Origin of the sequence: Rhizobium sp. BK602, from assembly GCF_014195095.1 — a bacterium.
Classification (GTDB): Bacteria; Pseudomonadota; Alphaproteobacteria; order Rhizobiales; family Rhizobiaceae; genus Rhizobium.
Genome location: NZ_JACIBC010000009.1, coordinates 50,602 through 65,160, shown reverse-complemented (window position 1 = coordinate 65,160; position 14,559 = coordinate 50,602). Strand labels below are relative to the sequence as shown.

Annotated in this window: 11 protein-coding genes; 8 read left to right on the top strand and 3 right to left on the bottom strand. The window is 63.7% G+C overall.

Annotation, left to right across the window (positions count from 1 at the left end; genetic code table 11):
* Positions 1-30 precede the first annotated feature (30 nt).
* Both FHX11_RS25145 and FHX11_RS25140 read left to right on the top strand, forming a co-directional pair.
* Positions 31-1,044 carry a glycosyltransferase gene (locus FHX11_RS25145; protein WP_184362544.1) on the top strand — a complete coding sequence of 338 codons (1,014 nt, stop codon included), beginning with the start codon at positions 31-33 and terminating at the stop codon, positions 1,042-1,044.
* Positions 1,041-1,427, top strand: a complete 387-nt coding sequence (locus tag FHX11_RS25140; protein ID WP_184362541.1) for a GtrA family protein — start codon at positions 1,041-1,043, stop codon at positions 1,425-1,427. Before FHX11_RS25145 ends, FHX11_RS25140 begins: the two co-directional genes overlap by 4 nt.
* Positions 1,428-1,504: 77 nt before the next feature.
* On the opposite strand, the gene FHX11_RS25135 is transcribed toward FHX11_RS25140, so the two are convergent.
* Complete coding sequence (locus FHX11_RS25135) at positions 1,505-2,491, bottom strand: Gfo/Idh/MocA family oxidoreductase (RefSeq protein WP_184362538.1); 987 nt, start codon at positions 2,489-2,491, stop codon at positions 1,505-1,507.
* A gap of 311 nt (positions 2,492-2,802) precedes the next feature.
* Between FHX11_RS25135 and FHX11_RS25130 the strand changes: the two genes are divergently transcribed.
* The 4 genes from FHX11_RS25130 to FHX11_RS25115 all read left to right on the top strand — a co-directional run bounded on the left by FHX11_RS25130 (position 2,803) and on the right by FHX11_RS25115 (position 6,012).
* On the top strand, positions 2,803-3,372 hold the full coding sequence (locus tag FHX11_RS25130; RefSeq protein ID WP_184362535.1) for an isochorismatase family protein: 570 nt from the start codon (positions 2,803-2,805) through the stop codon (positions 3,370-3,372).
* Positions 3,369-4,367: a helix-turn-helix domain-containing protein gene (locus FHX11_RS25125; RefSeq protein WP_184362532.1), complete on the top strand. Its 999-nt coding sequence runs from the start codon at positions 3,369-3,371 to the stop codon at positions 4,365-4,367. The genes FHX11_RS25130 and FHX11_RS25125 overlap by 4 nt, the downstream gene beginning before the upstream one ends.
* Before the next feature lie 220 nt (positions 4,368-4,587).
* Positions 4,588-5,538, top strand: coding sequence for an aldo/keto reductase (locus tag FHX11_RS25120; RefSeq protein ID WP_184362529.1), 951 nt, complete (start codon positions 4,588-4,590; stop codon positions 5,536-5,538).
* Between the two features lie 30 nt (positions 5,539-5,568).
* Positions 5,569-6,012: a GNAT family N-acetyltransferase gene (locus FHX11_RS25115; RefSeq protein ID WP_184362526.1), complete on the top strand. Its 444-nt coding sequence runs from the start codon at positions 5,569-5,571 to the stop codon at positions 6,010-6,012.
* Here the strand turns inward: FHX11_RS25115 and FHX11_RS25110 are convergent.
* Both FHX11_RS25110 and FHX11_RS25105 read right to left on the bottom strand, forming a co-directional pair.
* Positions 6,002-6,622: a hypothetical protein gene (locus FHX11_RS25110; protein WP_184362523.1), complete on the bottom strand. Its 621-nt coding sequence runs from the start codon at positions 6,620-6,622 to the stop codon at positions 6,002-6,004. The two genes, FHX11_RS25115 and FHX11_RS25110, sit on opposite strands and share 11 nt — an antisense overlap.
* Before the next feature lie 138 nt (positions 6,623-6,760).
* Positions 6,761-7,654 (bottom strand): LysR family transcriptional regulator, encoded by an 894-nt coding sequence (locus tag FHX11_RS25105; protein ID WP_184362521.1) that lies wholly within the window; start codon positions 7,652-7,654, stop codon positions 6,761-6,763.
* Between the two features lie 137 nt (positions 7,655-7,791).
* On the opposite strand from FHX11_RS25105, the gene FHX11_RS25100 reads away from it, so the two are divergent.
* Both FHX11_RS25100 and FHX11_RS25095 read left to right on the top strand, forming a co-directional pair.
* A complete protein-coding gene (locus tag FHX11_RS25100; RefSeq protein WP_184362519.1) occupies positions 7,792-8,787 on the top strand; it encodes an aldo/keto reductase in 996 nt (331 codons plus the stop codon).
* 260 nt (positions 8,788-9,047) lie between these two features.
* A complete protein-coding gene (locus tag FHX11_RS25095) occupies positions 9,048-14,558 on the top strand; it encodes an alpha-2-macroglobulin family protein (RefSeq protein WP_184362517.1) in 5,511 nt (1,836 codons plus the stop codon).
* Position 14,559: the final 1 nt, after the last annotated feature.

Below are 14,559 nucleotides of genomic sequence, written 5' to 3'. Positions count from 1 at the left end.
AAAGTCACGCGTAAGAAGCGGCCAGAGACCATGTGGAACGAGAAGCTGAACATCGCCGTTCTCCTGCCCTGCTACAACGAGGCCGCCACGATCGGCGACGTCGTGCGCGGCTTTCGCAAGGCACTGCCCCAGGCGGTGATCTACGTCTACGACAACAATTCCACCGACGGCACCGCGCTGCATGCGATGCTGGCGGGCGCGACCGTGGTGCGCGAGCGCCGGCAGGGCAAGGGGCATGTGGTACGCCGCATGTTCGCCGATATCGACGCCGACATCTATCTGATGGCCGATGGCGACGGCACCTATGCGCCCGAAGACGCGGAGGAGCTGATCCGCACGCTTCTGAGCGAGGGCTCGGACATGGTCGTCGGCACGCGCCGCAACGTCCATAGCGATGCCGGCCGCCAGGGTCATGCCTTCGGCAACCGCATCTTCAACTGGCTCTATCGCACCATCTTCGGCCCGGATTTCACCGATATCTTCTCCGGCTACCGCGCCTTCTCGCGCCGCTTCGTCAAGAGCTTCCCGGCCGTCTCCGGCGGTTTCGAAATCGAGACGGAAATGTCGGTGCATGCCTCGCGGCTGAAACTGCCGGTCAGCGAGCTGGAGCTCGACTATGGTCGTCGGCCGGAAGGATCGCATTCCAAGCTGTCGACTTTCCGCGATGGCTGGAAAATCCTCTGGATGTTCGCCATGCTGATGAAGGAAACCCGGCCCTTCGCCTTCTTCGGCATTCTCGGCACCGTCTGCATGGAGATGAGTATCGGCTTCTCGATCCCGGTCTTCTTCGAATATTTCGAGACCGGCCTGGTCTTGCGCATGCCGACCTGGGTGCTGTCGATGGCGCTGCTCATGATCTCCTTCATGCTGTTTACCGCCGGACTGATCCTCGATTCGGTCGCCCGCGCCCGTGCCGAACAGCTGCGCATCCACTATATGAACCTGGCCAAACCGGCAGCCCGCCAGATCGGCGACGAGCGGCCGGTCTACATGGCGGATCACGAGAAGCCGGCAAGCCGGCGAAAAAGGGCGAAGGCCGCATGAAGAAGCTTCTTCGCTTCCTGATCGCCGGCGGCGTCGGCTTCGTGGTCGATGCGGGTGTGCTGCATCTGCTGCTCTGGTTCACGCCCTTCGGCCCCTTCGTCGGCCGGGCGGTGTCGATACCAAGCGCGCTGCTCGCCACATGGTTCCTCAACCGCAATTTCACCTTCGGCCGGTCTGACCGTTCGCTGGCAGCCGAGGGCTTCCGCTACGGTTCAGTCGGCCTGACCTCGGCCTTGCTGAACTACGCCCTGTTCAGCTCGCTGCTGATGACCGAGCCGAGCCTGCGGCCGATCATCGCTTTGACGCTGGCATCGGCGGCGGCAACGGCGTTCAGCTTCTTCGGCTATTCACGCTTCGTCTTCCGCCACCGGCAGAATTCTTGAAGCAATTCCAGGAAAAGTGTGCAGCGGTTTTCCGTCCGGAATTGCGTCAGAAAATCGTCAGAAAATAAGGAATCCCCTCAGACCGGTTCCCAGCCTTCCTTCTCGCTGGCGCGGTAGATGGCGTCGATGACCTTCTGGTTGAGCTTCGAGCTTTCGAGCGGTACGATCTCGGCGCCCTGGCCGAGCGCGGCCGATGCGAAGGCTTCCGCCTCGCGCCGGTATTGCCGGCTGTCGGGGAAGCGGAAGATCTGCGATTCCGAATGGCCGCGATTGGTCAGCTCCAGCTCCTCGGCGCCGTAACGGTCGGCATTGAACGGCGACTTCACCTCGATGAAACCTTCCGTGCCGTGGAAGACCATGACCTGGCGGTTGGCGAGCTGCGTCGAAATATAGAAGCTCATGTCGAAATCGCCGAAGTCGGCCTTGACGCTGGAATAGATGTCGGTGCCGAATTCCGGGTCGCGCTCGGTGACCGCCTGGATGCGCAGGGGTTCGCGGCCGGTGACGAAACGGGCTGATATCGTCGGGTAGACGCCAATATCGGGCAGGCCGCCGCCGCCGAGCGCCGGGATATTGCGCATGTTGCCGGCATCGCGGTTGAAATAGGTGAAGGCACCCTGGATATGGCGCAGGCGGCCGATGGCGCCATCGGCCACAAGCGAGCGCACCTTGCGCCAGACCGGCGCGTAGGTGACCATATAGGCTTCGCTCACCAGCACCTTGTTGCGGTCGCGGGCGGCGATCAGGCCGTCGATCTCCCCTGCCTTCAGCGCGATCGGCTTTTCGCAGAGCACATGCTTGCCGGCATCGGCCGCCTTGATCGTCCATTCGACATGCTGCGAGGTCGGCAGCGGAATATAGACGGCATCGATCGTGTCGGAGGCCAGCATCTCCTCGTAGGAGCCGAAGGCGTGCGGCACGGAGAAACGATCGGCCATCTGCCGGGCGCGGGCCAGATCGCGGCTGGCGATCGCCGTCACCACGCAATTTTCCGCATCCTGAATGGCGGGTACCACCAGCTCGCGACCGATCTTCGCCGTCGACAGAATTCCGAAGCGCAACATGATTTTTCTCCTGGAGCATGATCCCGAAGCGGACAGCCGCAGAGCGGAGGTCGCGATACGGCCTTCCGGCGGGATCGTTTTGAACATGAGGGGCGGAGCGAAACGAGAGTCCCGCTCGAGACGAAACCGGGGCAAGCTTATTCGCCCCCAACCGATGGCGCAACGGCCCGCGGCGGTCGACATCCACAAAACGCACCATGCGTCGCATCAGTCTATGTCCGGATTTGTCCGTTTTTTGTCCGCCACGTGGCTTTCATGGCTTTCTATCAGCTTTTAATCTCGGTTATGCTTCAAACATAGGAGATACGAAAATGTCCCATGCCGATACTGCCCTCTTGGTCATCGATGTGCAGGAATCCTTCCGCCAGCGCCCCTACTGGCAAACGGATGACCTGCCGGCTTTCACCGATCGCCTGCAGGCACTGATCGACGGTGCCAAGGCGCGCGGCATTCCGGTCGTGCAGATCTTCCATGTCGCGGACGGCGATGCGCATTTCGGCCTGACCAGCGGCTATGTCCGCAAGCTCGAGGAAATCACGCTGGAGGCCGATGCGGTCTTCCACAAGCACCGCCATTCCGCGCTCGTCGGCTCCGGCCTCGATGTCTGGCTGGTGGAACACGGCATCCGCAAGCTGATCGTGTCCGGCATCCGCACCGAGCAGTGCTGCGAGACGACGACGCGCCATGCTTCCGATCTCGGTTACGATGTCGATTACGTCACCGAGGCGACGCTGACCTTCCCGATGACGCATGCGTCGGGCACGATCTTCAGCGCCGACGACATCAAGAAGCGCACGGAGCTGGTGCTGTCGGGCCGCTTCGCCCGCATCGCGACGGTCGAGGACGCGCTTGCCGGCGCGACGATCCGGAGCGCCGCATGAGCCAGGACGACAGACACCTCCATCGCCGTATCATCCCGGTCTATGTCGTCCTGCCGCCCTACACGCTGCTGATGGATGTCGCCGGGCCGGTGGAGGTGCTGCGCCGCGCCAATCTCGAACAGGAGGACATCCTGTTCGACTATCGCTTCATCGCTGCCCGGCCGTCCCAGACGACATCGGTCGGGCTGATGCTTGCCGATCTCTCCCCCTTGCCGGATCATCTTCCCGATGGCGCTTATGTCATCGTCTCCGGCAGCGTGACGCCGCCATCCGACGCCGAGGACGTCGAGCCGGAACTGGATGTTCTTACCACATGGCTGAAGGCGGCCATCCGACCCGGCATCACCCTCGTCACCATCTGCTCGGGCGCCGTGCTCGCCGCCCGCGCCGGCCTGCTCGACGGTCACGCCTGCACCACGCATGCCGCCTGCCTCGAGGAGGTCCGGCACTATGCCCCGACCGCAAGGGTGCTCGACAACCGGCTCTATGTCGAGGACCGCGAGCGCTATTCCAGCGCCGGCATCACCACCGGTACCGACCTGATGCTGCATATCGCCTCGAAACTCACCTCGCCGATGACGGCGCTGACCATCGCCCGCCACATGGTCGTCTACATGCGCCGCACCGGCGCCGAGCCGCAGCTTTCGCCCTGGCTCAGCGGCCGCAACCATGTCCACCCCGCCATCCACCGGGTGCAAGATGCGATCATGGCCGATCCGGCTCACAGCTGGTCGCTGTCCGAGCTTGCCGGCATCGGCGCGATGAGCGCGCGGCATATTTCCCGGCTGTTTCAGGAACATGCCGAATTGTCGGTGACGGCCTATGTCAATCTGATGCGCGTCACGCTCGCCCGCGACGTGCTCGCCAATTCGCGGCTGGACATGGAGCGCGTGGCGGAAAAATCCGGCTTCGCCTCGCCGCGGCATATGCGCCGCGTCTGGTCGAAATACAATGAGCTGCCGCCCAGCCACTACCGGCGATCGGCAGCCGAATAAAGAAAACGTCCGAGCACGATGCCGAAAAGTGTAAGCGGTTTTCGGCCGACATCATGCTCTCTCTTTTGATTCTAGAGCGGATTCAAATTTTAGGTCGATCCGACCTAAAATTATCCGCCTCCAGTGGCATTTCCATTGGTAGGACGATAGCTTTGTTCGTCCCCACCCTCTCCGGCCTGTTCCGTGCCGGTCTTTTGCTCAACTGATTTGGAGAGCCCATATGGAAACGCGCAAGCTTGGACACACCGATCTTTTCGTCGCCCCGATCGTCTTCGGCGGCAATGTCTTCGGCTGGACGGCCGACGAGAAAACCTCCTACGCATTGCTCGACGCCTTCTTCAACGCCGGCTTCAACACCATCGACACCGCCGACGTCTATTCAAGCTGGGTTCCCGGCAACAAGGGCGGCGATTCCGAGGAGATCATCGGCAAATGGCTGAAGCAGGGCCGCGTCGCCCGCGACAAGGCCATCATCATCACCAAGGTCGGCTCGGACATGGGGCCGGACAAGAAGGGCCTGAAGGCGAACTATATCCTGCAGGCGGTCGACGCCTCGCTGAAGCGGCTGCAGACCGACTATATCGACCTCTACCTCTCGCACTGGCCGGATCCGGACACGCCGCATGAGGAATCGCTTGCCGCCTATGCCAAGCTGAAGGAACAGGGCAAGATCCGCCATGTCGGCTGCTCCAACCTCGACGCGACGCAATTGCAGGCCTCGCTCGACGCCGCCGCCAAGGCGGGCCTGCCGCGCTACGACGTGCTGCAGCCGGAATATAATCTTTATGCCCGCGACAGTTTCGAAGGCCCGCTGGCGGATCTCTGCGTCAGGGAAGATATCGGCGTCATCACCTATTTCAGCCTCGCCGCCGGCTTCCTCACCGGCAAGTACCGCAGCAAGGCCGACACCGAAGGCCGGGCGCGCGAAAACCGCGTGGCCACCTATCTCGACGACAAGGGCCTGCGCATTCTCGCGGCCCTCGACAAGGTTTCCGCCGAAACCGGTTCGAAGCTGGCCGAGATCGCGCTGGCCTGGCTGTTGCGCAAGCGCGGTGTCACCGCCCCGATCGCCAGCGCCACCAGCCTTAGCCAGCTTGACGCGCTGATCAATTCGGCGAAGCTCAAGCTTTCCGACGAGGCCATGGCCCTGCTCGACAAAGCCGGCGAATAGATGGGCTGACGAAGAGACAAGGACGAACTGATGAGCGTGGTCGTGCGCGACGCCAAGCCCGAAGACGAAGCCCGCTGGCGCAAGCTCTGGGCCGGCTATCTCGCCTTCTACAGGGCCGACGTCGCGCCCGATATCACCGACATGACATGGCGCCGGATCTTCGATCCGGCGTCGGCCATGTTCATGCGCGTTGCCGAGGTCGATGGCGAGGTCAAGGGCTTCGCGCTTTGCCTGACGCATGAGAGTACATGGCTCAGAGAGCCGGAATGCTATCTGGAAGACCTGTTCGTCGATGAAGGCGCGCGCGGCCAGGGTGTCGGTCGGGCATTGCTCGACGATCTCGTTGCCCTCTGCAAAAAGAACGGCTGGGCGCGGCTGTATTGGCATACCGAGGAAAACAACGCCACCGCCCGCAAGCTCTATGACAGCTACATCACGAGTGATGGCCTTATCCGCTATCGCATCAAGTTCTGAGCTTTGGCAGCCCTTCATAGAGAGCGGCATGATCGCCCTCCCAGTTCGCCATGCCCTTCTTGGTCAGCATGCCGCGCGGGCCGGCATAGCTCTGGATGGTCCGCATCGGCCGTTCGTGCCACTGGATGTTGAAGGCCCATAATTTCGGGAAGAAGCAGAGCGAGGCATAGGGCAGGTGGTCGTGGATCCACCAGGCGAGTTTTTGCCAATCACCCTCCTCGCGGCAATGGTCGATCAGCCAGGGCACGACGACGCAGACGGCAGCGCCCATGCAGCCGTCCAGATCGCGCATGTCCCAGATATGATGCGCGGCGGTATGGGCGTTGGTCGAGCAGTTCAACCCGTTCCTGTTGCCGAAGGCGTTGACCGCAGGCGAACGATAGCCGGAACGGATATGTAGCCGGCCAAACGTCGCCTCCAGCGGCTCCAGCAGCTCCTCGCACATCCGGCGGCCGCTCTCGATCGCCAGGTCGGGGTCTTCCGGAATATTGGGAATGCGGTAGAAATCGGCGATCTCCGAATGCAGGAAATCGCGGAAGAAGAAATTCTTCGACAGTCTGACGCGGCCGAGTTCCTCGAGCCCCTTCATCGAGCCGGGTTTTCTCGTCATTGCGGTCCCTTCCTCGGTCTACCCAGCCAGTTCGGACGATTGATCGCATGCCCGCCACCCGATTTCTGTCAGTAGCTCGCAAAAACACCTTCAGGGGCAGTCGCAAGGCGGTTGCCGGTCCGGCATTGCGGAGCCGGGCTAAGGCCCGGCATATTTGAAGAAATCGATGAAGGCCCGAAGCGCCGGGCGCATCTGGCGCCGGCTTGGATAATAGATGCAGAAGCCGGAATAGGGCGGACACCAATCCTCCAATACGCGGATGAGCCGGCCTTCGGCCAGTTCCTCCGCCACCCGAATGTCGAAGAAATAGGAGAGGCCGGCGCCATTGAGCGCTGCCAGGACCGCAAGCCGGTCCTCGCCGACAATCAGCGGACCATCGACGGCGACGATCATCTCGCGGCCATCCTTCTCGAATTCCCAGCGATAGACCGACCCGTCGGCAAAGCGCCGCTTGATGCAGCGGTGATGCACGAGATCGCGCGGATGCAGCGGCTTGGGGTTCGTCTCGAAATAGGCCGGGGAGCCGGCGATGACGGTACGGATATCGGGCGACATCTTCACCGCGATCATATCCGCCTCCACGCTTTCCTCCAGCCGGATGCCGGCATCGAAGCCTTCCCCGACGATGTCGTTGAAGCCGTCCTCGTTGGCAATCTCCAGCGTGATGTCCGGATAGGCATTGAGGAAATCGCCGAGCCGCGGCGCCATCAACAGGTCGGAGGCGAAGCGCGGCGCGGTGATGCGCAGATTGCCCGCCGGGCGCCCACGGGTGGCCAGCGTATCCTCCAGCGCGATATCGATTTCCTCCAGCGCCGGCGCCAGCCGTTGCAACAGCGTCCTGCCCTCCTCTGTCGGCAGGACGCTGCGGGTGGTGCGGGCAAGCAGCCGCACGCCGAGACTGTCCTCCAGGCTCGAAACGGCATGACTGACGGCGGACGGCGCGATCGACAGTTCCTTGCCGGCGGCGCGGAAGCTGCGATGGGCGGCGACGGCGGCGAAAACCGCCAATTGAGAGAGCTGGGTCCGATTCATTGATCTAAATTATAGAACAGCCTGTTAGAATTTGCATGGGTTTTTGTTCATTATCGGGCCCTCTATCTTCTCCTTGTCAGCGCGGACGGCCAGCCCGGCCGCATCCGATCGCAACACAGCCCAAGAGGACTACGACAATGAAAACCCGCAAGCTTGGCAAGGATCTCACCGTTTCCGCCGTCGGCCTCGGCTGCATGGGCATGAGCTTCGCCTATGGCGCCTCCGATGAACAGGAAGCAGTCAAGACGCTGCACCGCGCCGTCGAGCTCGGCGTCAATTTTTTCGACACGGCCGAGGTCTACGGCCCCTTCACCAATGAGGAGCTGGTCGGCAAGGCGCTGAAGCCGGTGCGCGACCGCGTCGTCATCGCCACCAAATTCGGCTTCAAACTTGACCTCACGAAGTCCGGGCCGGCCGCCATAAGCGGCGTCGACAGCCGGCCGGAACATGTCAAGCAGGTGGCCGAAGCCTCGCTGAAGCGGCTCGGCACCGATGTCATCGACCTCTTCTACCAGCACCGCGTCGATCCGAACGTGCCGATCGAGGATACGGTCGGCGCCATGGCGGAGCTGGTGAAGGAGGGCAAGGTTCGCGCGCTCGGCCTGTCGGAAGCGGGCGCGGCAACCATCCGCCGCGCCCATGCGGTGCATCCGATCGCCGCGCTGCAGAGTGAATATTCGCTGTGGAGCCGCGATCCGGAAGAGGAGGTGTTGGCTGTCTGCCGCGAGCTCGGCATCGGCTTCGTGCCCTATAGCCCGCTCGGCCGCGGCTTCCTCACCGGAGCAATCCGCAAGCCGGACGAACTTGCGGCCGACGATTTCCGCCGCAGCCTGCCGCGCTTCCAGGACCAGAATTTCGATGCCAATGCCGCTCTCGTCTCCCGGCTTGAAGCGCTTGCCGGCGACAAGGGCGTGACGGCCGCGCAGCTGGCCCTGGCCTGGGTGCTGCATCAGGGCGACGACATCGTGCCGATCCCCGGCGCCCGCAAGCTGCATCATCTCGAGCAGAACGCCGCCGCCGCCGATATCGTTCTTTCCGCCGGCGAGCTTGCCGAACTGAGCGACATCATCCCGCTCGAACAAGTGGCCGGCAAGCGCTACACCGAGGCCTCGCTGGCAATGACAAATATCTAGGATCGCCGTTGCGCATCCAGTGCAACAGGGCATCGGCTTTCCGGCCGGTGCCCTTTTTCGTTGCGTAGATGACCAGGAGAGCAAAGCCTCGGATAGAATCTGTCACCGCGCATCCGCTACATCTTGTCCGTGTCGTTTCCTGCGCCAGATATAGCGTCATAGTCGCAAACCGCGCATTCATTTCTCCACGCTTGGTTGACAAACCAGCCCGAAATTTGAAGAGTGCGGCCAATCAAAAACGGACAGCGTTGGGGGGACTTATGTCTAAGCGCGCGTTTCTCGGATTTTCCGCTCTTCTGCTTTCCACGTTCTCCATTCTGCTGCCCGCAAGCGGCGCCGAGACCAAGCGCCAGGTGGTCACCACCCCGGATGGCGACTATTTCGGCTTCGACCTGCGCACCGAGCAGAACGTCACGCTCGACCAATGCTCGGCATCCTGTATCGGCGACAAGTCGTGCAAGGCCTTCACCTATAATCCCAAGGTGAAATGGTGCTTCCTGAAGACCGACTTCAACCAGCTCAACAGCTTTCCCGGCGCCATCGCCGGCAAGATCGTCGAAGCCGCTGCCAACGAGCCCGATATCGGCGCGGCTCCAGCACTTCCCTTCCTCTCCGACGACTTCACGCAAGCCGCCCGCGACGCCAAGGACAGGCTGACGCTCAGCAACGAGCTGAAGGGCCAGGGCGTCGAAAGCCTGATCGCGCTCGGCCGCATCGAGCTGACCTCCGGCAATGTCAACAATGCCCTGAACGCCTTCCAGGGCGCGCTGTCGCTCAATCCCGACAATGGCGATCTCTGGGTGGAGATGGCACGCGCCGCCGATACGGTGACGAACGACACCTCGCTCGCAACGCAGGCCGCCTATGCCGCGCTCAACGGCTACCAGCTTTCGCGCACGACGCGCAGCCGCGCCGATGCGCTCGCCGTTCTCGCCACGTCGCTGCAGAACGCCCAGACCTATCGCCAGGCGCTCAGCGCCTACAAGGCCAGTCTTGCGCTGACCAGCTCCGCCGCCGTCCAGGCCGCCTATGACGATCTGCGTGCCCGCCAGGGCTTCCGCGTCACCGGCAATACGCTCGACAATGACAATGCCTCGCCGCGCGCCTGCGTGCAATTCTCCGAAAAGCTGGTGAAGAGCGGGGTCGACTACACGCCTTTCGTCACGGTCAACGGCGCCGCCCCCAAGGGCGTCGACGCCAAGGACAACCAGATCTGCGTCGAGGGCCTGGAATTCGGCCAGCACTACCGCGTTGCGCTGCGCGCCGGCCTGCCCTCCTCCGTCGACGAGAACCTGGCCACGCAGGTCAATATCGACGTCTATGTCCGTGACCGCTCGGCCTCGATCCGCTTCACCGGCGACAATTTCGTGCTGCCCTCGACCGCCCGGCGCGGCATACCGATCGTCTCGGTCAACACCAACAGCGCCAATCTGAAGCTCTATCGCATCGGCGACCGCAACATCGCCCAGCTTCTCGCCAATTCGCAATTCCTGACGCAGATGAGCGGCTACAGCGCCCAGAGCATCCAGGATACCAGCGGCGAACTGGTCTGGCAGGGCTCGATCGAGATCAAGCAGGACCTGAACAAGGACGTCGTCACCAGCTTCCCCGTCGACGAGGCGCTGCCGCAGCGCAAGCCCGGCGTCTATGTCCTGACGGCGGTCGCGGCAAATGGCGGCGGCGAGGAATGGGACACGCAGGCCACGCAATGGTTCGTGGTCTCCGACATCGGCATCACCACCTATGCCGGCACGGACGGGCTGAACGTCTTTGCCCGCTCGCTCGGCAGCGCCAAGCCGATTGCCGGCGTCGCGCTGCAATTGCTGGCCAAGAACAACGAGATCCTCGGCACCGCCAAGACCGATGCGAATGGCCGCGCCACCTTCAGCGCCGGGCTGATGCGCGGAACGGCGGGCATGACGCCGGCCGTCATCACCGCCCAGAACGGCGATCAGGATTACGTCTTCCTCGATATGACCCGCGCCGGCTTCGATCTCTCCGACCGCGGCGTCGCCGGCCGGGTCGCGCCCGGCGCAATCGACCTCTTGGCCTGGACCGAACGCGGCATCTACCGCGCCGGCGAGACCGTGCATGCTTCCGCCCTTGCCCGTGACGTCAGCTCCGTGGCGGTGGAGAACCTGCCGCTCACCTTCGTCTTCCTGCGCCCCGACGGCGTGGAGGACCGCCGCGTCATCGTCGCCGGCGAAAAGCTCGGCGGCTACAATGTCGACCTGGCGCTGCAGCAGACGGCGATTCGCGGCACCTGGACGATGAACATCTACACCGATCCGAAGGGTGCCTCCATCGGTTCGCAGACCTTCCTCGTCGACGACTTCGTGCCGGATCGCATCGAGTTCGACATGAAGAGCGAGGCCAAGGCGATCGAAGTCGGCAAGCCGACGCCGGTCAGCATCGAGGGCCGCTATCTTTACGGCGCTCCCGCCGCCGGCCTGAGCCTCGAAGGCGAAGTGACGCTGAAGCCGACGCGCCAGAGCGACGATTACAAGGGCTATCAGTTCGGCCTCGCCGACGAAGGCGCCGGGCAGAATGCCAGCGACGACAGCGATGACGATAGCAGCGACAACAAGGCCGAAAGCACGCAGGTTGCGCTCGAGGACCTGCAGGCGCTGGACGAGGACGGCAAAACCACCTTCGACGTCACCATCGCCGACACGCCCTCGACGACACAATTGCTCAACGCCAATATCACCGTGCGCATGCAGGAGGCCGGCGGCCGCGCCGTCGAGCGCTCGCTGACGCTGCCGGTCAAGGCGGATGGGCCGCGCATCGGCATCAAGCCGGAATTCGACGGCGATCTCGCCGAGAATTCCATCGGCAAGTTCCATGTGATCGCCGTCGGCCAGGACGGCCGCAAGCAAGCCATGCGGGGCCTGACCTGGAAGCTGCTCAGCGTCGAGCGCGACTATCAATGGTATCGCTCCGGCAACAGCTGGAAATACGAGCCGGTCATATCGACCAAGCAGGTCGCGATCGGCACGGTCGACGCTACTGCGGACGGCGTGGACATCTCGGCGCCGGTCACCTGGGGCCGCTATCGGCTGGAGGTGAGCACGGCCGACACCGACGGTCCGGAATCCAGCGTGGAGTTCAATGCCGGCTGGTATGTCGCCTCGACCTCGACGGAGACTCCGGATGCACTCGAAATCGCGCTGGACAAGGACAGCTACCATATCGGCGACACGGCGAAGCTCAGGGTCACCTCGCGCTATGCCGGCCAGTTGATGGTGACGGCCGGCGCCGAGACGCTGATCTCGATGACAACGGCCGAAATCGGCGCCACCGGCGGCGAGGTCGATATCCCCGTCACCGCCGAATGGGGTGCCGGCACCTATGTGACCGCGACCCTCTTCCGTCCCGGCGAAGCCCAGGAAAGCCGCATGCCGATGCGGGCCATCGGCATCAAATGGGCGCCGGTCGATCCCGGCGAACGCAAGCTGCAGGTGAAGCTCGACGCGCCCCAGAAGACCCTGCCGCGCCAGCCGCTGACCATCGGTCTGCAGGTCTCCGGCGCCGGCGCCAACGAGGATGCCTATGTGACGGTCGCCGCTGTCGATGTCGGCATTCTCAACCTGACGCGCTACCAGCCGCCGGCTCCCGACGACTGGTATTACGGTCAGCGGCAGCTCGGCCTTGAAATCCGCGACCTCTACGGCCGGCTGATCGACGGTTCGCTCGGCGACACCGGTAAGCTGCGCACCGGCGGCGACGGCGGGCAAGCAGCGCTGCAGGCGAGCCCTCCGACCGAAAAGCTGGTCGCCTTCTTCTCCGGCCCGGTCAAGCTCGACGGCGAAGGCAAGGCCAATGTCAGCTTCGACATTCCGCAGTTCAACGGCACGGCACGGCTGATGGCGGTGGCATGGTCGAAGACCGGGGTCGGGCATGCGACACAGGACGTCATCATCCGCGATCCGGTCGTCGTTACCGCCAGCCTGCCGAGGTTCCTCGCACCGGGGGACAAGGCCAATCTGCGGCTCGACATCGCCAATACCGATGCGCCGGCCGGAGACTACAGACTGGCGGTCACCGGCAACGCCGCCGTCACCGTCGATGCCAGCGCCGCGCAACAGACGATCAACCTGCAACCCGGCGGTAAATACAATATCACCCTGCCGTTGACGGGTGGGCAGCCGGGGGCGGGTACGGTCTCGATCAACCTGTCCGGCGGCTCCGGACTGTCGCTCGACCAGACCGTGGAGCTGCCCGTTCGCCCGGCGCAGCTGCCGTTGACGACGCGGCGGCTCGTAACGCTTGCGCCCGGCAAGAGCCTGACGGTCAACGCGGCGCTTCTCGCCGACAGCGTGCTGCCCGGCGCTTCGGTCAGCGTCAATGTCAGCCGCTCCAGCGCCTTCGACGTGCCGGCGCTGCTGATGAGCCTCAGCCGCTATCCCTATGGCTGCGCCGAGCAGACCGCCAGCAGCGCCATGCCGCTGCTCTATTTCAGCGAGCTGGCCAAGAAGAACGGACTGGCCGACGACACGGAAATCCGTCAGCGCATCCAGGACGCGATCTATCGCGAAATGTCCTACCAGTCCTCCACCGGCAGCTTCGGCCTCTGGGGACCGGGCTCCGGCGACCTCTGGCTCGACGCCTATGTCACCGACTTCCTGACGCGGGCGCGCGAAGAGCAATATGCCGTGCCGGACCAGGCGATGGCGCAGGCGCTGGACAATCTGCAGAACGCGCTGAGCGCCAATACCAATGTCAAGGACAACGGCAACGAGATCGCCTATGCCCTTTACGTGCTCGCCCGCAACAAGAGGGCCTCGATCAGCGACCTGCGCTACTATGCCGATACGCTGCTGAACGACTTCCCGACACCGCTCTCCAAGGCACATTTGGCGGCGGCGCTGGCGCTCTATGGCGATGCCCAGCGCTCGCGCAACATCTTCGTCGACGCCTTGCAGATGTCGGAGAAGGCGGCGGTGACGAAGGTCAGCTTCACCCGTTCGGATTACGGCTCGTCGCTGCGCGATGGCGCGGCCGTGCTGGCGCTTGCCGCCGAAAGCCGCCCCGTGCCGCCGATCATTCCGGAACTGGCGACCGTGGTCGGCAAGGAATGGCAGACCAAGAGCTACACCAGCACCCAGGAACAGACCTGGATGCTGCTGGCCGCCCGCGCGCTGCAGACCGGCGACGACGGCCTGACGGTCGATGTGAATGGTGCGGCCCATACCGGCACCTATATGGCGCAGATGACGGGCGATGCCCTGATCGGCCATCCGCTGACGGTCACCAACACCACCCGCCAGCCGCTCGCCGCCGCCGTCACGACGGTCGCGGCCCCGGCGGCGCCACTGCCGGCCGGCGGCAACGGCTTCACCATCGAGCGCAAATACTACACGCTCGACGGCGAGGAGGCGAACGTCAGCCAGGCGCAGCAGAACGAGCGCTATGTGGTCGTCCTGCACGTCACCGAGACCAATGACTGGCCGCAGCGCATCCTCGTCACCGATCTCCTGCCCGCCGGCTTCGAGATCGACAATCCGAGCATCGTCAACAGCGCGCAGCTGGGCAGCTTCGACTGGCTCAGCGACGTCGAGCCGGCCCATGTCGAATTCCGCAACGACCGCTTCGTTGCCGCCTTCGACCAGACCGGCGGCGACCGCGACCTGACCTTCGCCTATGTCGTGCGCGCCGTCACCCCCGGCACCTACGATCATCCGGCCGCGAGTGTCGAGGACATGTATCGGCCGCAATTCTCGGCCCGCACGGCGATGGGCCGCATGGAAGTGCTGGCAGCCCAGCAGTAAG